Source organism: Paenibacillus sp. FSL R5-0527, assembly GCF_038008055.1.
Lineage (GTDB): Bacteria > Bacillota > Bacilli > Paenibacillales > Paenibacillaceae > Fontibacillus > Fontibacillus macerans.
This window is the reverse complement of the sequence record NZ_JBBOYI010000001.1, coordinates 4511167-4532336: the sequence shown is the minus strand read 5'-3', so window position 1 is coordinate 4532336 and position 21170 is coordinate 4511167. Positions and strand designations below refer to the sequence as shown.

The 21170-nt window shown below is 54.0% G+C and carries 16 protein-coding genes and 4 tRNA genes; 19 read left to right on the top strand and 1 reads right to left on the bottom strand.

Annotated features, from left to right (window positions below):
• Positions 1 to 13: 13 nt before the first annotated feature.
• From NYE69_RS19980 to NYE69_RS19920, 13 genes are all read left to right on the top strand, one after another.
• Positions 14 to 1795 (top strand): IucA/IucC family protein, encoded by a 1782-nt coding sequence (locus NYE69_RS19980; RefSeq protein WP_124332215.1) that lies wholly within the window; start codon positions 14 to 16, stop codon positions 1793 to 1795.
• Positions 1792 to 2568 carry an HpcH/HpaI aldolase family protein gene (locus tag NYE69_RS19975; RefSeq protein WP_124332060.1) on the top strand — a complete coding sequence of 259 codons (777 nt, stop codon included), beginning with the start codon at positions 1792 to 1794 and terminating at the stop codon, positions 2566 to 2568. Before NYE69_RS19980 ends, NYE69_RS19975 begins: the two co-directional genes overlap by 4 nt.
• Positions 2565 to 3812, top strand: coding sequence for a type III PLP-dependent enzyme (locus tag NYE69_RS19970; protein ID WP_340927560.1), 1248 nt, complete (start codon positions 2565 to 2567; stop codon positions 3810 to 3812). Before NYE69_RS19975 ends, NYE69_RS19970 begins: the two co-directional genes overlap by 4 nt.
• Positions 3772 to 5649, top strand: coding sequence for an IucA/IucC family protein (locus tag NYE69_RS19965; RefSeq protein ID WP_340927559.1), 1878 nt, complete (start codon positions 3772 to 3774; stop codon positions 5647 to 5649). The genes NYE69_RS19970 and NYE69_RS19965 overlap by 41 nt, the downstream gene beginning before the upstream one ends.
• Positions 5650 to 6101: 452 nt before the next feature.
• Positions 6102 to 6269 carry a hypothetical protein gene (locus tag NYE69_RS19960; RefSeq protein WP_170179987.1) on the top strand — a complete coding sequence of 56 codons (168 nt, stop codon included), beginning with the start codon at positions 6102 to 6104 and terminating at the stop codon, positions 6267 to 6269.
• A 177-nt stretch (positions 6270 to 6446) separates the two neighbouring features.
• Positions 6447 to 6521, top strand: a tRNA-Glu gene (locus NYE69_RS19955).
• Between the two features lie 12 nt (positions 6522 to 6533).
• A tRNA-His gene (locus NYE69_RS19950) sits at positions 6534 to 6610 on the top strand.
• A 162-nt stretch (positions 6611 to 6772) separates the two neighbouring features.
• Positions 6773 to 6847 (top strand) — tRNA-Glu (locus NYE69_RS19945).
• Between the two features lie 16 nt (positions 6848 to 6863).
• A tRNA-Trp gene (locus NYE69_RS19940) sits at positions 6864 to 6937 on the top strand.
• A 439-nt stretch (positions 6938 to 7376) separates the two neighbouring features.
• Positions 7377 to 7958: a ribonuclease H-like YkuK family protein gene (locus NYE69_RS19935; RefSeq protein ID WP_328271505.1), complete on the top strand. Its 582-nt coding sequence runs from the start codon at positions 7377 to 7379 to the stop codon at positions 7956 to 7958.
• A gap of 95 nt (positions 7959 to 8053) precedes the next feature.
• On the top strand, positions 8054 to 8188 hold the full coding sequence (locus NYE69_RS19930; RefSeq protein ID WP_148090729.1) for a M20 family metallopeptidase: 135 nt from the start codon (positions 8054 to 8056) through the stop codon (positions 8186 to 8188).
• Positions 8189 to 8313: 125 nt separating this feature from the next.
• On the top strand, positions 8314 to 8976 hold the full coding sequence (locus tag NYE69_RS19925) for a hypothetical protein (RefSeq protein ID WP_124332064.1): 663 nt from the start codon (positions 8314 to 8316) through the stop codon (positions 8974 to 8976).
• 397 nt (positions 8977 to 9373) lie between these two features.
• Positions 9374 to 10747 carry a DJ-1/PfpI family protein gene (locus tag NYE69_RS19920; protein WP_124332065.1) on the top strand — a complete coding sequence of 458 codons (1374 nt, stop codon included), beginning with the start codon at positions 9374 to 9376 and terminating at the stop codon, positions 10745 to 10747.
• A 71-nt stretch (positions 10748 to 10818) separates the two neighbouring features.
• On the opposite strand, the gene NYE69_RS19915 is transcribed toward NYE69_RS19920, so the two are convergent.
• Complete coding sequence (locus NYE69_RS19915; protein ID WP_124332066.1) at positions 10819 to 12243, bottom strand: MDR family MFS transporter; 1425 nt, start codon at positions 12241 to 12243, stop codon at positions 10819 to 10821.
• A gap of 104 nt (positions 12244 to 12347) precedes the next feature.
• Here NYE69_RS19915 and NYE69_RS19910 point away from each other — a divergent pair, with 104 nt between their 5' ends.
• The 6 genes from NYE69_RS19910 to NYE69_RS19885 all read left to right on the top strand — a co-directional run bounded on the left by NYE69_RS19910 (position 12348) and on the right by NYE69_RS19885 (position 21140).
• On the top strand, positions 12348 to 12926 hold the full coding sequence (locus NYE69_RS19910) for a TetR/AcrR family transcriptional regulator (RefSeq protein ID WP_326044598.1): 579 nt from the start codon (positions 12348 to 12350) through the stop codon (positions 12924 to 12926).
• A gap of 157 nt (positions 12927 to 13083) precedes the next feature.
• Positions 13084 to 14517 (top strand): SWIM zinc finger family protein, encoded by a 1434-nt coding sequence (locus tag NYE69_RS19905; RefSeq protein WP_036622873.1) that lies wholly within the window; start codon positions 13084 to 13086, stop codon positions 14515 to 14517.
• Positions 14518 to 14572: 55 nt separating this feature from the next.
• A complete protein-coding gene (locus NYE69_RS19900; RefSeq protein WP_328271504.1) occupies positions 14573 to 16423 on the top strand; it encodes a HEAT repeat domain-containing protein in 1851 nt (616 codons plus the stop codon).
• A 39-nt stretch (positions 16424 to 16462) separates the two neighbouring features.
• A complete protein-coding gene (locus NYE69_RS19895; protein WP_115311182.1) occupies positions 16463 to 17563 on the top strand; it encodes an ATP-binding protein in 1101 nt (366 codons plus the stop codon).
• The gene (locus tag NYE69_RS19890; RefSeq protein WP_124332071.1) at positions 17560 to 19920 is read left to right on the top strand and encodes a DUF5682 family protein; all 2361 of its coding nucleotides are present in this window, start codon (positions 17560 to 17562) and stop codon (positions 19918 to 19920) included. The genes NYE69_RS19895 and NYE69_RS19890 overlap by 4 nt, the downstream gene beginning before the upstream one ends.
• Positions 19921 to 19922: 2 nt before the next feature.
• Positions 19923 to 21140 carry a VWA domain-containing protein gene (locus NYE69_RS19885; protein ID WP_340927554.1) on the top strand — a complete coding sequence of 406 codons (1218 nt, stop codon included), beginning with the start codon at positions 19923 to 19925 and terminating at the stop codon, positions 21138 to 21140.
• Positions 21141 to 21170 lie beyond the last annotated feature (30 nt).

Genomic DNA, 21170 nt, shown 5'->3' with positions numbered 1-21170 from the left:
GCTCGTGGAAACAATGGACAGTTTGGCTAACTTGTCCGGCCCGAAGACGGCCGCCTATCATGATGTCCAGGAGAGGATGATGCGCCAGACGCTGGAGGCTTTGTGGTTCGAGGGCATCTTGAACCGCACCGAAACCGGCGGGATTTGGCGGACGGATGGAGTAGGCAGGGACGGAAAGCCCGTTGCTTATACTTGCGAGGCAGAGGAGAAATTTTCGTTCGGCCGGGTGAAAATCGTCAAAGATTCCATCCAAAGAGCAGGCGAACCCTGCGCCGATCTGCACCTGTTTGTGGAGGAACTGGTGCTGGGCAACCTGCAAGGAGAGCGGATCGACTCCTTCATCCAGGAGCTGCTGGAGACGCTGGCTAAGGATAGCCAGTGCAGGGCCGAGCTCCCCGAGCGCGTTCCGGACGGCGACAAACACTACGATGCGTTGGAAAGCCATATGACGGACGGGCATCTTTACCATCCAAGCTACAAGTCCAGACTTGGCTTCACATTAACGGACAATCTGGCGTACGGTCCCGAATTCAATCGGAACATTCGTTTGCACTGGGTTGCCCTGAAGCAAGAGCTTGCCGATATGGCGCTTTCCGCCGGCTGTACGGCGGAGGAGATTTACGGGCAGCACCTGACGGAATATGACCGGCAGAGGTTCGGCCGCATTTTGGAGAAGGAGGGCGATGGGAGCGCGTATGTGCTGATTCCCGTCCATCCCTGGCAGTGGGAGCATCGGCTTGAAACCGTCTTCACCCGCCAGCGGCTGAGCCGGGAGCTGATTCCGCTGGGGGTTTCGGACGGCAATTACCGGGCGCAGCAATCGATCCGCACGCTGTCGCACAGAGATCGTGCGGAGGCTTCATACATCAAATTGTCGCTCAGCATCACCAATACCTCAACCGGCCGCATTTTGGCCCATCATACGACGCAAAACGCGCCGCTGATCAGCGACTGGCTGGACGGTCTGATCCGGCAAGACGAGCTGCTGCGGCGGGTGCGGTTCGGCATCCTCAAAGAGGTTATGGGACTGTCCTTGCGGTACGAGGGGCTGCCTAGGGTTCAGTACCGCAGCGCGTACGGCACGCTGGGAGCGATCTGGAGGGAGAGCGTATCCGCCCGCCTGCGGGAAGGTGAAGAGGCCTGGCCGCTGAACGCACTGATGCTGGTGCAAAAAAACGGCGAGCCGTTCATCCGGGATGTCATTGGCCGGCACGGAATCGGGCGGTGGAGCGAAGCGCTTGTCCGCACGCTGACGCTGCCGATGATTCATCTGCTGTACGCGCACGGCATCGCCTTGGAAGCGCATGCTCAGAACATCATCCTGGTGCTCGAGGATGGACTGCCGGTGCGGATGATTGTCAAGGATCTGCATGACGGCGTGCGTTTTGTCCCGGACAAGCTGCTGTTTCCGGAGCTGGCGCCCAAGCTGTACCCTGAGCCGGAAACGCACCGGCGGTTCAACCGGTATTCGTTTATCCATGCCAAAGCGGCGCCGGAGGTGCGGGATTACACGTATGACGCTTTCTTTTTCATCTGCATGACGGAGATCGCTCTGACCCTGGAAAGGTTCGGACTATCGGAGCGGGAGTTCTGGGGCCTGTGCGCGGCGACGATTGCGGAATATCAGCGGCAGTTTCCCGAGTATAGGGAGAGGTTTAAATGGTTTGATCTGTTTGCGGCGGATGCGTTGATCGAGGAGATGACCAAGCGCAGGTTGTACGGCGACGGCGAGCTGCATTTCCGCATAGCAAGCAATCCGCTGCGGCTGGCGCGGGAGAGTTTGTCACTATTATGAGACCCAATACGCTGAAATTAAAAATAAACCGGAAGCAGCCGGTGTTCGGATTGATTGTCTCCATTCCGCATCCCGTTGTTGTCGAGCTGATCGGCCATGCCGAATATGATTTTGTCATCATTGATCACGAGCACGCCTCCACGAATATGGAGCGCGTCGAGGAACTGATCCGCGCCGCCGAGCTGGCGGGCGTCACCCCGCTTGTCCGCGTTTCGGGCGTGGAACGCACCGAAATACTGAAGGTGCTGGACGCGGGCGCCCAGGGCATCGTCATCCCCCATGTGGAGCGGCGGGAGCAGGTGGAGGAAGCGGTCCGCCGGGCGTATTACCATCCGCGCGGAATGCGCAGCCTGAACAGCGGCCGGCCGGGCGCGTTCGCCAAGTATCCGCTGACCGACTACATCCGCGAAGCCAATGAAGCCATTATGATTGTACCGATGATCGAAAGCGCGGAAGGCATCCGGCAAAGCGAAGCCATTTTGTCCCATCCGCAGATCGGCTTTGTGCTGGAAGGGGCGGCGGACTTGTCGCAATCCCTCGGATTGCCGTGGCAAACCGGGCACCCGGAGGTGCGGCGGCGGCTGGAGCAATTGCATGCGGCGTCGCAGCGGTGCGGGGTTCCGTACGCGGCGGTGGCCAGAAGCAGGGAGGACATGCGGCTGTGGGCGGAGCGAGGCGTACGCATCTATGTGCTGGGAGACGACAGAAACACGGCATTCCGCGCATATCTGCAAAAGCGGAATGACTATTGGGACGCGGGTGGATGGATATGAACGCAAACGTATGGGAAGCGATAGAGCGATTGCGGGCGCAGAGCCGGGAGCCGGTGTGCGCCTACTTGTATGACCTGGCGGGGATTCAGGCGCATGTCCGGGAGATGCGGCGGGTGATGCCGGATGGGACAGGGCTGTTCTACGCGATCAAAGCCAACCCCGACCGGCGCATTATCGAGTCGCTGCTGCCGCTGGTGGACGGCTTTGAGGTGGCCTCCGCCGGCGAGCTGCTCAAAGTCAGGGAAGTCTGTGAGAACGTTCGCGTTCTGTTCGGAGGTCCCGGCAAAAAAGAAGCGGAGCTGGAGCTGGCGCTCAGGCATAATGTCACCTATATCCATGTGGAAAGCCTGCTCGAGCTGAGGCGGATTATCCGGCTGGCCCAAGGGCGGAGCCGGCCGGTGCGCATTTTACTGCGCATCAACCTGAGAACGGCTGCGTTACCGCAGACCAAAATCGCGATGGGGGGACGTCCTGCTCCTTTCGGGCTGGACGAGCTGCTGATCGAAGAAGCGATCGGCATCATCCGGGAGGAGGGCCGGGGGGCGGTCCGGCTAGGCGGTTTCCATTTTCACTCGCTGTCGAATAATTTGCGGGCGGAGCTGCACGCGGAGATGATTGAGCTGTATCTGCTGAAGGCAGAGGAGTGGGCGGAGCGCTATAATCTGGACCTTGAAATCGTCAACGCGGGCGGCGGCTTTGGCGTCTCCTACGATGCTGCGCCGGCGTTCGACTGGCCGCTGTTCACGTCCCTGATCGCGCGGAGTGCAGCGAGGAAGCGGCTTCCCGGGGTGCGGCTATGGTTCGAGCCGGGCCGGCTGATCGTGGCCGAGCACGGCTACTACGCGGCCGAGGTGGTTGACATCAAAATATCGCATGATCAGCACTTTGCCGTGCTGCGGGGAGGTACCCACCATAACCGGCTGCCCGCTTCCTGGGGGCACAATCATCCGTTTGTCATTATGCCGACAGGCAGGTGGGAGCATCCTTTTGCCAGACCGGAGGTCAGGCACGGAAAAGTGACGTTGGTTGGCGAGCTGTGCACGCCGAAAGACCGGCTGCACGCGGATGCCGAAGTGGAGTGTTTGCAGGTCGGCGACATCGTTGTTTTTGAGAAGTCCGGCGCCTATTGCTGGACGATCTCCCACCATGATTTTCTCGGCCATCCGCATCCGGAATTTTACTATTTGACGGAAGGAAATGGTCATGCGCACATCGACAATAGAGTCCGGCCTGAAAGCGGCTGAGTCGCGGATTACCGCCGATTTGATGAATGCTTTTTTGACGGAGCGGTTTTTCCGGTTAGACGAGGAACTGCTCCGGCCGCTCTCGGCTGCGCCGGCGCGGATTCGGCGGTTATACGGAAAAGATGGAGAATATGGTGCCGAGACCAAGGTTTATGCCGGGGAAATCGTGTTTCTGGTTGAGTCCGGGATCCGCTTGGGAATTCAGTGGGTGCAGAATACCCCCATTTATAAAAAGACTGCCGACGGAAGCTGGGCCGGCTTAGGCACTGCGCCGGAGCTGGCGGAAGCCGTGCTGCGTTCGGCTTTGTCCGCGGAAGCTTACGCACAGCCGGGCGTTGCGGACTTTCTGGCCGCTGTGGAGACGGCGGTTCGGCAGCTAGCGCTCAGCCTGAGTCCGGAGCGGATGGAGCAGCTGCTGGCATTCACCCCGGCCACGGCTTACGAGTGGTTCATCAAAGGGGAACGGATCGCCGCTCTGCGCGACCGTCCGTTCCATCCGACGGCCAAAGCCAAAATCGGCTTTACCGGGCCGGACAGCTTGCGGTATTCGGCGGAGTTTGGCCTGCCGATCCGCCTTCGCTGGGTAGCGGTGCATAGGGATTCGGTTAAGCGGGGTTGCGAGGAGGAAGAGTTGTCCTGCCTGGATGTGTTGAACGCCGAGCAGCGGGCTTTGGTTGAGGCGGAGCTGAGCCGGCGGGGGATGGGACCGGACGAATACGTGCCGATGCCCGTCCATCCCTGGCAGCTTGAGCATGTGATCGCGCCCCGTTTCGCTCAGGAGATAAAGGAGGGGACGATCGTGGTGCTGGATGCGGAGGCCGGCGACTTCCTGGCCACCTCTTCGCTGCGTTCCATGGCGCCGGAAGCCGTGATTGAGCCCAATGCCGAAGCGGGGGGCGTATCGGCCATGCTAAAGCTGCCGGTCAGCGTGCTGTCGCTGGGAGCTGCCCGTTATTTGCCTGTGGTGAAGCTGCTTAACGGCCTGGCCGGAGAGAAGCTGCTGCGTCAGGCAGTGGCTTGCGATGAGGCGCTGCGCGGCCGGGTTTATCTGTGCGAGGAGCGCCATTGGTGGGGCTACATGCCGGCGGCGATGGGCTTGTTCGACGACCACCCGCGCCACCTGGCCGCCCAACTCCGGCTTTATCCGCCGGAGCTATTTGAGGAAGGGTGCAAGGTGATCCCGATGTCCGCGCTTGGCGTGGATTTGGGCGGCCGGCATTTTTTGTCCGAAATGATGGGCAAGCCGCTTTCCGCCGAAGAGGTCTTAAGCTTCTATGCCGACCTGGCCGGCATGTTCTACGATGTGGTGATGCGTCTGTTTAAGGTTGGGGTTGTGCCGGAAATTCACGGACAAAACTGCTTGCTGGTCTTGAAGCAAAATCAAGTGAGCGGACTGCTGTTTCGCGACCACGATTCGGTGCGGCTGCATCAGCCGTACCTGGACAAGCACGACATTGGGGACCCGGGCTACCGCATACGTCCCGGCTATTCCAACAGCCTGTACAATGAGACGATCGATAAGCTGATATTTTACGTCCAGTCGCTCGGTACGCAGGTAAATCTGGCTTCGATTATGGAAGCCCTGTCCGGCGTGTACGCCATTCCCGAGTCCCGTTTGTGGGCGATCACGGGGCAGGCATGGAAGGAAGCGCTGCTGGCCGCTGGGCTGCCGCAAGCCGACCGCGCCGCGCTGTACCGGGCGATTTTCGAGAGCCGGGAGTGGCCGGTGAAGCTCGTCGTCCGCCCGCTGCTGGAAGCGGATGGGGTGCCGGGTGCGATGCCTTCGGGAAAGGGCCAAGGGCGCAACCCTTTTTTGGCGGAGAAAATTTTCCCTTGACAAATCGCGCTGAGGTAATTTATGCTGATGAAAATTTAGGAAAACGAATGAAAGGAGCGTGAACGGGGATGAAATTGGCGATGTATCCAATCGGGTATGAGAACTTGGAGCAATGGTGCCTTCTGGAGGACAACCGTTTGTTTGATCATGCCGAAAGCTTTTTATCCTCGTCATGCAGCCGTTTCAATATATCCAAACATTCTCTTTCTTAGGGGAAGTTGTATGCAAATAACGTTGTTTGCAACGTGTGAATTTGTTCGGATATAAGACCGCTGAGATGACTCGGCGGTTTTCTTTTTGGTCATTTTGGATGAATGTTCAAAAAAAGATAAAAAAAGGGTTGACAGCATAAAAACACCGTGGTAACATCATAAATATCAACAAGGTAAAACACTAAAGCATTAACGCGGGAATGCGTTTTGTAAATCTACGAGGAAAGAAAGGGATAGGAAATGAAAATGCACTATACATTAGATTTTTTGGAGCAACGCTATAACGAACAGGCAAATATTTGGCGAGAGAGCGGCGAACCATCCTATCTCAATCCGATCGCCGGTAGCTTTTACGTGCCACGCTTAGTCCGTAACATCCTTAAAGAAGGAGGAACGGTACTGGCGTGATTGTGAATCGCGGACCGTTCTGAATTCTAAATTCATTTCCGTCGATACATATTCAGTACGTAAAGGCTGCTTGCACCCTGGCAAGTGGTCCATTTGTGCTTGTTTCTGCCCGGAGGATTCGGGAGAGGCAAGTGAAGCGAATGGCGCCGCTCCTTGGGGAGGCAGTCTTTTTTTCATGGCGCATTAGGCAAGCGGTCAAAGCCACAGGACTTTCAATCCTGCAATCGCCCGGTTCGAATCCGGCATGCGTCACTTATTTTCGCGGAGATCGTGGTGAAGTGGATAACACGTCAGGTTGTGGCCCTGATACTGCACCGGTTCGATTCCGGTCGATCTCCCCAATGAAAAGTACATACCTATACGGTTACGGTTCGCAAAGTGTGAGTGGGTCACTTGGCAGGGTTCAATGATGTGGTCTAACGAAACACAAGCTGTAAAAAATCGGCGGGAGATTAACCCGCTCTTAGCAAGGATTTACCGTAATCCAGTTCTGTTCTTAGCATGGCGTGGTGGTGAAAATGGATGAACACACCGGCCTTTCACGCCGGGATTTGCGGGTTCGAGCCCCGTCCACGTCATCTTTATTCATCCTGTAGGGGTCCATGTTCCTAGGGCGGCGAGTCTGCCTCCAAAGCAGACTGTGGTGGGTTCGATTCCCACGCCCCCTGTTAAGCTGGTTCGAATCGCTCGGCACATTTGTGATCAAGCAGCGGTGATCAAGACATATTATGAAAAGGGAGCTTTCGGCGTTTTATAAGCCGGATTCTTAGCTATATAAGTTGAACTTAAGAAAAATCGGGAACTAGGCAAGAGTGTTCAATATTCTAAATAATACACACTTTAGAATATTGAACCTAGGTGAAATGATTCTGAAGAAACTGAAAGCTTTCTGGAAGAAAGCTGCATCGGAAGCATATGCTTGGTCGCCTTTGTGAGCGGATTTCTTCCTTGTTGGAATCTATAAAATCAAGAAATCCGCGAACAACAGCGATCGTAAGAACATTTCACACGGCTGCCCTATCACGTAGAATCAATAGTTCAACTTATATAGCCCGAAAAATTCCAAAACGAAAGGAAGAAGCCAACCTTGCAGTACAGGTGAACCCTATGAAAAGTAAAAGACGACAGTACCCATTGATTCATGAGACGACATTTCGGAATACGACGGAACAGAACCTGGAATTTAGCGATGTGATGGAGCGGATATCCCGGTTCATCGCAAGCGATCCGCGGGGTGTATACGACCTCGTTATTACGACCGACGCACAGACCCACCCGGGACATACCAAGTTCGTCAGCTACATTGTAGTGTACCGTGTAGGAAGAGGGGCATGGCTGTGCAGCCGCCAAGTGATTCTCCCCAGGGAAATTTATTCGGTTCGCGAAAAATTGTCTTTGGAAACGTCATACAGCCAAGAAATTGCCGCGCAATTCGGGTTGGCCGAGCGGATCGGCCTCGAAAACCTGATTCTTCCTTATCTCGATCAAGGGGCGGACATCCGTTTTATGGTCGATATTGACGGCGGCCGCGAGGCCAAGAACCGGACGGCAGCCTATCTTTCGGAAATGGTTGGTCGAATTGAGGCGATGGGTTTGATCGCTAGGGTCAAGCCTGAATCGGTGATGGTCAGCGTAGCCGACCGCGAAACCAAGAAACCGTACCCGTTAAGGGAGGCATCAAATTCGTGAACGGCAAGACTGAGGCGTTTCTAAAGATGCACATAATGCTAACATTCTGGCCCGGCATATGCCGGGTTTTTCTTTAACAAAAATGGGGGAAGCGCATGGATGAAGAATCCACCTTTCCGACGGGAAAAGGGGGCGGCCATCAGCCCGATGAGGCCGTGAAATTAGATACTATATGGAGTGCCTTAAGCATTTATGTGAAAGCAGTTCTTGCCATCTATAAATGGATATAGGATATTGAGAATAATTTGTTTGATTTTTTGTGAGGATACAGTAACCGGTCTGTAACTATCTTTGACAACCATTCTACTAAAATGAGATTTAGAGTTTTTACATATGAAAACAAGGAGAATGGTTGATGAAAAAAAGACTCAAGGTTATCGTTGCGGCGTGCTCCGCTTTCGTGTTGTTATCGGGCTCCGCACTGGCTATGACGACCGAACCGGAGATTTTTATTAACAAGGCCCCGTACGCGAATACGTATTTGAAGCTGAAAATCGAAAACGGCACGGCTATGGTTTCGCTGCGCGCTATCGTGGAGGAGTTGAAAGGGGAAGTGACCTACAAGGACAACAGCATTCATGTAACCCTGCCGGAAGCGTCCCAACTGGCTCGTCAGGTTGACATGTTTATGAGCGGGCTGCATGCGGATACACCGGAGGAGGCGGCGAAGACATGGATTCGCGGAGTCCAGAAAAGAAGCGGACCGATGCAGTATGCCGTCATGACCCCGGCTTTACAGGCAAGCACAAAACAGGAGTTCGAAGATAATTTCTGGGTTACGGGCGGATCCAGCCCGCATATGGGAGCCGTGGAAAAGTTGGATACCAAGTCATTGTCTGATAAAAAAGTGCAGATCACCTTTAATTATCCCCTTATTGTAATGAAAGAAGTCATAGGTTATGGAAAGGCATCCCTAACGATCGAAAAAGGGAGCGGGCTTTACGAAGACAATTGGGCGATCTCGAAAATTTGGCTTGAGGATCCTGGTGATACGGGAGTTATGATCGGCGCAAATTAGCGCGATAATAGAGAGCTTTCGCAGCATGAAATTGGCAAGTAAGCTTTAATGTAACCGGGCAAAGCTAACAAGATAAAAAAATTATTAAACGGAGGCGGGTGAACCCTGCTTCTTTTTTTTTGGAGTGCTACCTTATTGAGCATAAAAGTTGTGGCTCGAATGCCTCGAATAAGATAGCCAGATGGAGTCATATTCAGAAAAGGGCCGGTCAGCTATGATAATAGAAAGAAACAAGCATTCGGCCGCTGCTCGAGAAAAGTCCTCTACCTGGACCTTAGTCGAGGGAAAATTCAGTCTTCGGGCGAGTTTATTAATTTGCCTTCTCCTCTTATTCTTAAGAAATGAAAGTAAGTAACAATTAATGATTAACTAGAGAAAATCAAGGGAGAGAAGGCGAGTGAGAAAAGTATGGCGTTTCATCGTGTATGTGTTTGTTTTCGTTCTGGTTGTGGGGGGAACCGGTGCGATTGGTTTCATGAGCACGATGCAGGAGGCTATGTCGGTTTACGATAAGCCGGTTCCTGCATCTTTACAAAACATCCAAGCTCCTGCCTATGATTCGAAAAAGCCGACCGTGGCCGTTATTATGGCGAATGAAGTGACCGAGGTGTTTGATTTTCTCGTACCCTACGAAATGTTCTCCATGACGGGTTCGTACAATGTGTTTGCGGCGGCTCCCGACAAAAACATCAAATCGTTGACGGGCGGCCTTGATGTCGTACCGCAGTACACTTTTGACGAGTTGGACAAAATGACGGGTAAAAGTCCGGATATCATCGTGATTCCTTACATGCCGATTTTGGATGAGACAAAATACAAGCCTGTCCGCGATTGGATCAGGAAACACTCAGGCCAGGAAACGATTTTGTTGTCTATTTGCAATGGGGCGGAAAATTTGGCGGATACCGGGTTGCTGAACGGGAAAGCTGCGGCAACGCATTGGGGAGATATCGGCAGATTGGAAAAGAAATATTCCGCAGTGACTTGGAAAAGGGATCAGCGTTATGTACCTGACGGCAACATAGTCTCCTCGGCCGGTCTGACTTCGGGGATCGATGCCACGCTGTACGTCATATCCCGGCACTTGGGGGAGCCGGCGGCGAAGAAAGTGGCGGAGGAAATGAATTACCCTTCCTACGATTTTGTTGAGCATCCGCAAATGGAGCCTTTTACGGCCGGATTAAGCGATATCGTCTATGTTTTGAACAATGCGTTTCAATGGAGCAAGAAAAAGAACGGGGTAATGCTGTATAACGGGACCGACGAGCTGATGTTAGCCTCAGCTTTTGATACGTACGGGGCTTCCGGTACGACGACAACCTTGACGATATCAAGCAAACAAGGGCCGGTCGTTACCCGGCACGGTCTGAATTTGATCGCCCGGTATCAAATAGCGAATGCTCCGCAACTCGACAAAATAATTTTTGTGGGGCCGGACGTTAAAACGCTCGCTGCGGACGATATCCGAAACTGGAATAAAAATGGCGGAAAGGCGGAGCAGCTTTATCTGCACAGCGATGTGCCGGAGCGATTCGCGATGGAGCCTGCGTTTGAAGATTTAGCGCAGCAGGAAGATATCCGGACGGCGAAGTTCGCCGCCAAGCGGCTTGAGTATCGCGCCACAAGCCAGCTTAAGCTTGGAGGAGCGCCATTTTCGTATGAAGCGTTCGGAATACCGATTGGTGTCGGCTTGTTGTCGCTGTTCGTTGTTTATTGGGTAGAAAGACGTATCATAAGGAGAAAGACGTTTTCGCGAAGTTTTGTCGAGTAACACAAAATGAAGTTCTAAAGAAGGGGTCAACCAGAATTGGTTGATCCCTTTTTTAAGTGAAGGTAACTGACTTAATTGTTACTATATTTTTTATTAGGTAAGAAGGCTATAAAAAGGAGTGAAATTAAAGTGAAGCCGACTGTCCACATAAATGTATGATTAAAAGCCGTGTTCCGCGTCGTTATACTGATAACAGATTGAGAGGTCATTTGATTTTGCAAGATGATTGCAAGCACTGAAGCACCAAAAGCTCCCCCGATTTGCTGTAGAATCCGAGTGGCGCTGCTGGCATGCGGGACCTGTTTTTTACTTAATCCTTCATAAGCTGTTGCCATAACAGGGAGCATAACTCCGCCAAGTCCTCCGCCACGGACAACGAGGGCAATGGCCAGCAGAAATTCGCTGGTATTGGCGCGGCAAAAGGCAAAGGGAATGGTTCCGAATATTGTTAGAAGGGTACCGCAGAGCACGATCCATCGAGAGCCGATTGTATCTGTAAGTTTACCTGCTAATGAACGCGTCAATAACATCCCTATACCTTGAGGAATCAATAATAACCCTGAAGCGAGAACACTCTCCCCGCGAACTTGTTGATAATAGAGTGGTAGTAATAACATGCCTCCATAAGAGGATAGACCTGATAAAAACAAAAGGCAAGAAGATGCGGTAAAAGGCATGCTTTTAAATATACGTATATCGATTACTGGATTGTTAGGCTTTCTTAAAACATAAAGGCAGAATACCAGCAGAAATAAAACTCCAACGACAATAGGGACGATGACTGAACTATGCAAAAAGCCATGATCTGAGCTGACTTTGGTAAGCCCATAAATAATCAACACGATACTAGGCGATAACAAGGATAAACCAAGGATATCTAGTTTCTGAGGCTGATTTGGGGCATCATCTTTGGGTAAACCCCATACGGCCAGGATTAAAGCGATGAAACAAACAGGAAGATTGACATAAAAAATCCAACGCCAGTTAAGATAATTAATAATAACCCCACCTAATACAGGTCCAAGAATAGGCCCGATCAGTACAGGTAAACCAACAATGGCCATTAATTTACCTAATTTCTCTCCGCCAGCTGCCCGCACAATCATGGTCTGCATGATTGGCATCATCAAGCCACCGCCCATTCCTTGAACCACTCTAAAGGTGATGAGACTTCCCACATTCCATGCCAAACTTGATAAAACAGACCCAATTAAAAATAAACTTAAAGCCAATATCCATATGTTTTTACCGCCAAAACGGTCAAGTGCCCATCCTGAAATAGGAATAACAATGCCAAGGGCAATTAAATAACTCGTCATTACCCACTGAATCGTTGAAACGGACGCGTGTAAAGCATTTCCAAGCGTATCGATTGCGACATTCATTATGGTGGTATCGAATAAAGGGGCTAGAAGTCCAACCAACAGAATCCATGCCATTTTCATAACGGCTGGATCTATTTTTTTATTGGCTGTTTGTTCAATTTGTTTATCCATGCATATTCACTCCTTTTCACCATTGGATACTCCGAGTATCTTATTCGGGTTTATGATATAATAATCTCATAAGAAACGCAACGTATTTTATTGGAGGGTTAAATATGAATAAGAAAAATGAAGGTGAGTTTACGACTAGACGAAGAGGCGCGGAATTAGAAGCCGCCATTCTTCAAGCGGCATGGAATGAACTGTTGGAGGTTGGTTTTCCGAGTCTTACAATAGAAGGGGTTGCTGCCCGGGCTCAAACCAGTAAGCCAGTTATTTATCGGCGTTGGCCGAATCGCGAGGAGCTTGTCTTGGCAGCAATTCAGAATATTTTACCGGCACCACCGGAGGAAGTCCCTAATACTGGCAATCTGCGAAGCGATGTCATCATCGTATTGAATCGATTGAATGAAATGCTCCGTCAAATTGGGCCAGAAACGATTCATGGATTAATGTCTGTTCTAACGGGCATCCCCTTATCCGAATTGATCAGTTTCCGCAGAACCAATACCATGCAAACCATTTTGAATCGGGCAGTAGAGCGAGGAGAAATTAGGCGGGAGAAAATTACTCCACGAATTGCAAAGCTGCCTGTTGATCTTATAAGACATGAGGTGTTGATTACCTATGAACCTGTGTCACAGGACACAATTGCTGAAATTGTGGATGAGATTTTTTTACCGTTAATTAAGTGAATCTTTTTAGGCAAACATAAATAAATAAGAATATATGTTCCCGTTAGGACTTTAGTAGGTAGGGAAGGCTGCGAATATTAGGTATTATATAGAAGAAAGACTTATATGATAATTTTGGCAGAGCAGTAAACTTACCGATGGCGGAGGGGAACTACGTTTGATTGAGATTACGGAAACTTGGATCGACTCACTGGCCCCGAATAGCGCGGCGATTAAGAACGGCCAGGATTTAAACAGAAAAGGCAAGTATATCGAGCTGCACCGGTCCGCGGATGGACAGGTGCTATTTGGCTTGTGTGCGGGAAGCGGAAAGACACCTTACGCGCCATCCGCGGATTTCGCCGTTCCCGACAAACCGGTGATGCGCTGCAGCTGTCCGAGCCGGCAATTCCCGTGCAAACATGTATTGGGTCTCTTGTATGCCTATGCGGAAGGAAAGCCATTCATGGAGGCGGAAGTGCCCGCGGATCTGGCGGCCAAACGGGAGAAAGCCGGAAAGCGGGAAGAGAAGAAAGCGCAGGAAGCCGCTGCCGGAGCCGATGCCAAGCCGAAAAAAGTCAATAAATCAGCGCTGAAGAAAAAAATCGCGGCGCAACTGGAAGGGCTGGAGCTGCTCGAGAAGTTAACGCAATCTTTGATCCGGCGCGGACTCGGGACCTTGGATGCCAAGGAGCTTAAGGTGATTCAGGAACATATGAAGCAAATGAAAAGCCACTATTTGGCCGGCGCGCAAATTCAGCTTGGCAAGCTGCTGCTGATCTTGTCGGAGCGGCAAAATCCGGAGCAAGCCTATTCGTTGGCCGTCGAGCAGCTTGCCGTCATTCATGCCTTCATTAAAAAAGGCAGAGCGCATCTGTCCGCAAGGCTGGAAGATCCCGAGCTGGCGCTGGACCATGAGTCTTCCATCGAGGAATGGCTAGGGCATGCCTGGCAGCTGACCGAACTGAAGGAGGCGGGATTGGCCGCTCCGGGAACCGAGCTGATTCAGCTGGCCTTTTTAAGCTATGATGATGCTGCCCGGCAGGAATACGTCGACTGCGGTTATTGGATTCAGCCGGATAGCGGGGAAATTCATTATACGGTACAGTACCGTCCCTATAAAGCGGCGAAATTGATACGAGAAGAAGACAGCTTTTTCGAGGTGGCCGTCGTGCCGGAGCTTTACCGCTACCCCGGCGATCTGAACCGGCGCATCCGCTTCGAATCGATGACCGCCAGAGCTTTGGAAGAGCAGGATCTGGGCCAAATTCGCCGCTGCGCCGCTCCATCTTTCGCCGAGACCGTCAAACGGGTCAAAAACCAGCTAAAAAATCCGCTGGGCGATTCTAACCCGGTCGTGCTGCTGGCTGTAGCAAAGGTAGTCGCCGATTCGGAAGGCCGGCTGTTTATTGCCGACGCACAAGGGGACACGCTGGAGCTTCGCGATGTATTGGACGACGGAACCGTTCAGCTTATGAAATTTTTGCCGGATGAGCACCTTCAGGACATCGCCGTGCTGGGGATGTTTCAACATGATTCCCTAAGCGGCCGGCTAACGGTTCAGCCGCTCAGTATTTTAAGCCAACAAGAGCTGATACGATTGCTTTATTAGTCCGGGTTAACAACGGCAACCTCTACTAACAAGCCGAATTGGAGGAACATGCATAATGAGTCAGGCCATATTGTTTGAGCTGAACGATGAAATCCGGCGCCTTTATATTGCCGGCAGCGATCTGGCGTCCGGGGATTATAGATTGAAACGGTTGGTTCCGGCTTTGCAGCAGTTGGGAGAACGGGCTCCGGTATTTAAAAAACTGGCCGAAGGCACCGCGTCTTTAATTGCCGAAGACAGTGGAGCGGATTCGGCCCGGCGGCTGCAGGACGTCAATCTTCTCCTTCAGTCGGTGCTGCGCACCCAGGGCAAAGGTTCCACCGCGGGCGAGACGGTTATGCTGCACAACAAACCCGTTTCCTTAAAGACGTTCGCATCCTTCCGGAAATTGTCCGCGGTCCGCCATGCGCTTACCACCCGGGGCGGCGGGCGCCATGAAATCATCGTCGAAGCGTTCCGCGATGGATTGTTTCAGGATCTTCGCCTGCTTCCGTTTGCCTTGGAAGCGTTGAACGACCCTTATGCGGAAATTGCCGAGTTTGCGATGACGGACATTTTGCCGTCTTATGGCGCTGAAATCGTGCCGCATCTGATCCGAAGCTTTGAGCCCGCCGGAGGGAAGCTTGAAGCGCGCAAGCTGACCGTTATCGCAAGGAGCGGCGGCGAACAAGCGCGGCCTGTCATTTATGAGGCCGCCGTTTCGGGTTCCGATGAAGTGCGGACGACGGCGATTCGTCTGCTTGCGGGGTACGCCGAATATGAGGGGGCTTTGCTCGAATTCAGCCGCGACAAGAAGAAGAGCATTCGCGAAGCGGCGTATCAGGCGCTGGCGGACAGCGACTCGGCAAGCGCGGCCGAACGTCTGTATGAGGCTTCCAAAGGCAAAGACAGCGAACTGGTAGGCCCGGCGTTAAACCGAAGCCGATCGGAACGGTTGAACAGGTGGCTGGCCAGGGATTTTGCCAAACTGATTCAATCTGTGGAGGCGGGCGTAGCGGATAGGGAGAAAACGCAGGAAAGCTCGATGTTGGCGAGACGCTATTTCTGGGCGCTTCACCATAAAACGATGCCTGAGCTGGAGGAGATTTATTTAAGAGTTCTACGGAACTATACTCACTATGCTTACACGCTTGGCTGGACTTTTTTAACGAACGCAGCGCTGCAGTACATAACCAAAACCGGCTCCGGCGAGGGGCGCGAGCTTGTCAGGGCTGCGATAAAAATCGAACTGAAAAAAACGGCGGGAACGAACACGTATGTGCGTGAAACCTTTGTTAAGGCGCAGTCCGCATTGCCTCCGGAACACTTGTATGAGGAGTATGCCGGCATTCTGCAAGACCGGTTGGCTGCTTCGTCCGTCAGCAAAAGCGCCAACTACTGCAAGCACTTGCTCGATACGTTGGAAGGTTTGGTCATTGACCGCAGGTATCGGGAAGCGGAGCCGGTATGGACGAGTGAACGGAGGAGCTATGCATATTACGTGGAAATGCCGTCGCCGGAGCAAATCGCCGCAGCATGGGACCCGCGCTGGCTGGATCATTTCATTGCCCTCAATCATCTGGCCTTGGTCAGCGCTTTCGCCCGGCCGGGACATGAGGCTGCCGCTTCCTATTTGCTTGCTAAGCTGGGCAAATCGCCGGAATTTCGCAACCGTTTTGCCAATTTGGCGGCCATGGGGCTGGTTCGCGCGGGAATCCCGGAGAAAGAGCTGCATGAAGCGCTCATCCGGGCTTTGGAAGACGAGCGGAATACGGAATGCCACGAAATCGAACCGTTTCTGTTCGACCAGCTTTGCCGTCTTCCCGCCTCCTATGCGGACCGGATCCGCAAGGCCATGCCCAAATTCGTTGGCAGCAGCGTAGAGCAGTTGGGGTATATTTTAAAAACGATGGAGTCGTCCATTTAAGGGGTCTCATATTTTTATCATAAAGGAGCGATGGCGGTGATGAGTACGGAATCCGCGATGCAGGAGATGATGCGCAAGCCTGCGGAGCTTTTGTATCAGGAAGAACTGCAGGCTTTGATCCGTGAGGATCAAGGGAAAATCCCGGCCGGGTGGCAAATGTCCCCGCAGTCGGTGCTTAAGTTTATCGTCGGGGGAACCGCGGGGAGTCAGGCGATCACCCCGAAATATATCGGGAACCCGCGTCTCGTTGAAATGGCGATTGCGACGCTGGTGACAGACCGCGCTTTGCTGTTGATCGGCGAGCCGGGAACGGCCAAGTCCTGGCTGTCGGAGAATCTGGCCGCAGCCATTTACGGCAACTCCGGGCTGGTTGTGCAGGGAACGGCGGGGACGACGGAAGAGCAGGTCCGCTATTCCTGGAACTATGCCATGCTGCTGGCCCAGGGGCCAACGCCGGAGGCGCTGGTGAAGAGCCCGATCATGCGGGCGATGGAAGCGGGCGGCATCGCCCGCTTTGAGGAAATTTCCCGCTGCGCCTCCGAGGTGCAGGACGCTTTGATTTCGATTTTATCGGAGAAGACGATCTCGATTCCCGAGCTAGGCAAAGAGCTGAACGCGCGCAAAGGATTCAGCATTATCGCTACGGCCAACACCCGCGACCGCGGGGTCAATGAAATGTCGACGGCGCTGAAACGCCGCTTTAACATGATCGTGCTGCCGGCGCCGGCCGACCTTGAAACCGAAGTGGAAATCGTCAGGAAGCGCGTCGCCGAAATCGCCGCATCCTATGACCTGCAGGCGGCCGTTCCCGCAGACGAAGCGCTGCAAAAGATAGTGACGATCTTCAGAGAGCTGCGCAGCGGCATGACGCTGGACAAAAAAGAAAAGGTGAAATCCCCGGCCGGGGTCATTTCCACGGCGGAAGCCATTTCACTGCTCACGAACAGCATGGCGCTGGCGGCCAGCTTTGGCGGCGGAGAAATCACCGATGAAGATTTGGCCGCAGGGCTGCAGGGGGCGATCGTGAAGGATGACGACAAGGACCGTCTCGTATGGAAAGAATATTTGGACAACGTGATGAAAAAACGCGGAGCAAGCTGGCGCGGCCTCTACAACGCCTGCAAGGAGATGAATCAATGAAGCCGGCGAGCGGTGCTGGAGTGCAGATCTTTGGCGTCCGGCACCTGTCTCCGGCCGGCGCTTACCATGTGGCCGACTTCCTCGATCAGATAAAGCCAACGGCGGTACTGATTGAGGGCCCGGCGGACGCTTCCCCCGAAATCGCGCATTTGACGAACACCTCGACCAAGCCGCCGGTGGCGATTTTGGCCTTCACCGAGGAAGTGCCGGTCCGGACCGCGCTCTGGCCGTTCGCCGTGTATTCCCCGGAATATCAGGCAATGCTCTGGGCTCGAAAACATGGTGCGTACTGCGCCTTTATCGATTTGCCTTCGTCTTCCGCGGTTTGTCTGCAGGATGCGCGCGGCGCCGCCCGGGAGCGGGAAGAAGACCGGCCGAACGGCAGCGCCGCTCCTCTCCCGGAGGGAGAAGGCCGCGTGACGGAAGGGGGCGCTGAGCCGGAAAGCTCCTTGTACGGCAGGATTACGGCAATCGCCGGCGAATACGACTATGACGCGTATTGGGAACGTAACTTTGAGCACAATTTGCGTCCGGATGCCTACCGTCAGGCCATTCTGGCGTACTCGGGACAAATGCGGGAGCTGACCGCGGAGCGGGAGCGCCGCGGCCAAAGGCTCGAATACGCCTATAATGCGGTGCGCGAAGCGTATATGTGCCGGCAAATTGCCGATGCGGTCGCTGCGGGACATAAGCCCGAACAGGTCGTGGTCATTTGCGGGGCGTATCACGCTTCCGCCCTCAAGGATCTGTCCCTTGCCATGAGCGACGAAGAAATATCGCAGCTTCCTTCCCGCAAGACGAAGCTGACGCTGATGCCGTATTCCTATTTGCGGCTTTCGTCTTTGACCGGGTATGGAGCGGGGAACATTGCGCCGTACTATTTTGAAATGATGTGGGAGCAGATGCAGCGGGGTACGCTGGAGGAGCTGCCGCATCGTTATCTCGCTTCGGCGGCCGCGGATTTGCGAAGGACGGGAACGCACCGCTCCACGGCAGAGGTGATCGAGGCGGTCAGGCTCGCCGAATCCTTGTCGGCCCTGCATGGCGGCAGCCTGCCGGTACTGATGGACCTGAGAGATGCGGCCAAAACGCTCCTGGGGCGCGGAGAACTCGCCGTGGTCGCCGAATCGCTCGCGCGTACGGAGGTGGGGACGGCGATCGGGGCCCTGGCCGAAGGGGTCAGCCAAACGCCGATTCAGGACGACGTGAACCGCCAGCTGAAGCGGCTTAAACTGGAGAAATACAAAACCGCGGTTGCCCAGGATTTGGTCCTCGACCTGCGGGAAAACCGGCGGGTTAATTCCGAGGAAGCGGCCTATCTTGATTTGAACCGCTCGATCTGGTTCCATCGTTTGAAGCTGCTCGGCATTCATTTTGTCAAAGACCGGGCCAGGTCCGCCGGCCAGGCGGTGTGGTCGGAGCATTGGATCGTCCAGTGGTCCCCGGAAGTGGAAATCGAAGTCGTGGAATCCAATTTGCTGGGCGAAACCGTAGAAACCGCCGCGGCCTTCGTTTTGCAGCAGCGGCTGGAGGAATGCTCCACGATCAAGGAGGCTTCCGCGCTGCTCTCCGTTGCCTATGAGTGCGGGATGATCCGGCAGATGGAGGCCGGCCGATCGGCCTTGCAAAGCCTGGCGGTCCAGAGCCGGAATGTCGTGGAAATCGCGGACGCGGCGGGAATCCTGTCGCAGCTTGTCCGCTTCGGCGGGATCCGCAGAATCGATACGGCCCCGTTAATCCCATTGCTGCAGCAATTGTTTTTGCGCGCGGCTTTGTTTCTGCAAGAGGCGAGCCGATGCAATGATGAGGCGGCGCAGGCGATGGCGGAAGCGATGAACGAGCTAAGCCATATCGCCGCAGAGCATAGCGCCGAAGTGGATGAAGGGCTGTGGGTTGAGGAGTTGACCGCTTTATCGGACAGAGATGATGCCCACCCCAGGCTGTCCGGTCTGGCGTGCGCGATTTTGCTGGAGCGGGGAGAGCTTACGGCCGAGCAATGCGCTGCCGAAGTTTCGCGCCGGCTCTCGCCGGGGATTCCGGCCGACCTGGGCGCAGGCTGGTTCGAAGGTCTGGCGATGCGCAACCGGTATGCGCTTCTGTCGCGGATGAGCCTATGGGAGCAGCTTAACGCGTATATCAGCGCGCTGGAGGATCACGAGTTTGTGCGGGCGCTGGTCTTTTTGCGCCGTGCTTTCAGCGCTTTCAGCCAGAAGGAAAAAACGATGGTCGCCGAGCTGCTTGGCGAATTGTGGGGCGTTAAGCCGCAGCAGGCGGCCGAAATCATGATGGATGAGCTTAAGGAGGATGAAGCCCGGATGCTGGATGAACTTAATGATTTCGATTTTGAGGATTTATAGACATGGCTGAAGCGGTAAACCAACAACAGGCTTTGGCCCGCTGGCGGCTTATTCTGGGCGCGGCCGCCGCAGGGGAGCTTGACCGGTACGGCAGCGGCGGGCAAGTGGAGCTCTCGGAAGATGAGTTGATTATGGATCGAGCGCTTGCCGCCATTTACGATCAAACGGCGGAGGGCGGAGAAGGAGCAAGCGGGGGCAGCGGTGCTGGCGCTCGCGGTGCGGGCCAGGGGAAATCCGCGCCCCGCCTGGCGCAGTGGCTTGGCGACGTAAGGACTTTTTTTCCGGAAGACGTGGTGTCCGTAATCCAGAATGATGCGATGGAACGCAAAGGCTGGAAGCAGCTTTTGTTCGAACCGGAGGTGCTGGCCACCGTTAAACCGGATATTCGCCTTGTCGGAACGCTGCTGTCGCTCAAAGGAAAAATTCCGGAGAAGACAAAGGACACCGCGCGAATGCTTGTGCAGGCGGTGGTCGATGATCTGGTCAAACGGATGAGCCATGAGCTCCAAAGAGCGGTCACCGGGGCGTTAAACCGCCGGCAGCATACACCGCTGTCCTCGCTGAGCGGTATCGACTGGAAGCGGACGATTCAGCGGAATCTGAAGCATTACGATGCAGAGCATAAGCGAATCGTCCCGGAAAGGTTTTATTACTTTGACCGCGCCAAGCGCAGCAAGGAATGGACGGTCATCGTCGATATCGACCAGAGCGGCTCCATGGCGAAATCGGTGATCTGGGCGTCGGTGATCGGGTCCATTTTTGCCAGCATTCCGGCGCTGGACACGCGTGTGGTCGTTTTCGATACCGAGGTGGTCGATCTGACCGAGCAATGCGCGAACGATCCGGTGGATATGCTGTTCGGCATTCAGCTCGGGGGAGGCACGAATATCGACAAATCCGTGGCCTATTGCGAACAATTCATTAAAGAACCGAAGAAAACGTTGTTCATCCTGATCTCCGATCTTTATGAGGGGGGCAATCAATCCCGGCTGATCCGGCGGATGCGGGAAATGAGGGAAGCCGGCGTCAAGACGCTAGGGTTGCTCGCCCTGTCGGATGAAGGAACACCGTTTTACGATGAACAGTTGGCCAGGGCTTTTGCTAGGGACGGGACTCCTTGTTTTGCCTGTACGCCTGCGATGTTGCCGCAATTGGTGGAAGGTGCGCTGCAAGGCAAGGATTTAGCGGAGTTGGTGAAGCGGTTGGAAAACAAGGATTAAGAATCGCCTCTTGGCATTAAGAGGCTATCC

Bases quoted from the DNA above. Each gene is read 5' to 3' on its own strand.
- NYE69_RS19885 (WP_340927554.1), top strand. From the start codon at position 19,923: ATGGCTGAAGCGGTAAACCAACAACAGGCTTTGGCCCGCTGGCGGCTT.
- NYE69_RS19980 (WP_124332215.1), top strand. From the start codon at position 14: ATGGACAGTTTGGCTAACTTGTCCGGCCCGAAGACGGCCGCCTATCAT.
- NYE69_RS19895 (WP_115311182.1), top strand. From the start codon at position 16,463: ATGAGTACGGAATCCGCGATGCAGGAGATGATGCGCAAGCCTGCGGAG.
- NYE69_RS19970 (WP_340927560.1), top strand. From the start codon at position 2,565: ATGAACGCAAACGTATGGGAAGCGATAGAGCGATTGCGGGCGCAGAGC.
- NYE69_RS19910 (WP_326044598.1), top strand. From the start codon at position 12,348: ATGAATAAGAAAAATGAAGGTGAGTTTACGACTAGACGAAGAGGCGCG.
- NYE69_RS19975 (WP_124332060.1), top strand. From the start codon at position 1,792: ATGAGACCCAATACGCTGAAATTAAAAATAAACCGGAAGCAGCCGGTG.
- NYE69_RS19960 (WP_170179987.1), top strand. From the start codon at position 6,102: ATGAAAATGCACTATACATTAGATTTTTTGGAGCAACGCTATAACGAA.
- NYE69_RS19890 (WP_124332071.1), top strand. From the start codon at position 17,560: ATGAAGCCGGCGAGCGGTGCTGGAGTGCAGATCTTTGGCGTCCGGCAC.
- NYE69_RS19935 (WP_328271505.1), top strand. From the start codon at position 7,377: ATGAAAAGTAAAAGACGACAGTACCCATTGATTCATGAGACGACATTT.
- NYE69_RS19915 (WP_124332066.1), bottom strand. From the start codon at position 12,243: ATGGATAAACAAATTGAACAAACAGCCAATAAAAAAATAGATCCAGCC.
- NYE69_RS19925 (WP_124332064.1), top strand. From the start codon at position 8,314: ATGAAAAAAAGACTCAAGGTTATCGTTGCGGCGTGCTCCGCTTTCGTG.
- NYE69_RS19900 (WP_328271504.1), top strand. From the start codon at position 14,573: ATGAGTCAGGCCATATTGTTTGAGCTGAACGATGAAATCCGGCGCCTT.
- NYE69_RS19930 (WP_148090729.1), top strand. From the start codon at position 8,054: ATGGATGAAGAATCCACCTTTCCGACGGGAAAAGGGGGCGGCCATCAG.
- NYE69_RS19965 (WP_340927559.1), top strand. From the start codon at position 3,772: ATGCGCACATCGACAATAGAGTCCGGCCTGAAAGCGGCTGAGTCGCGG.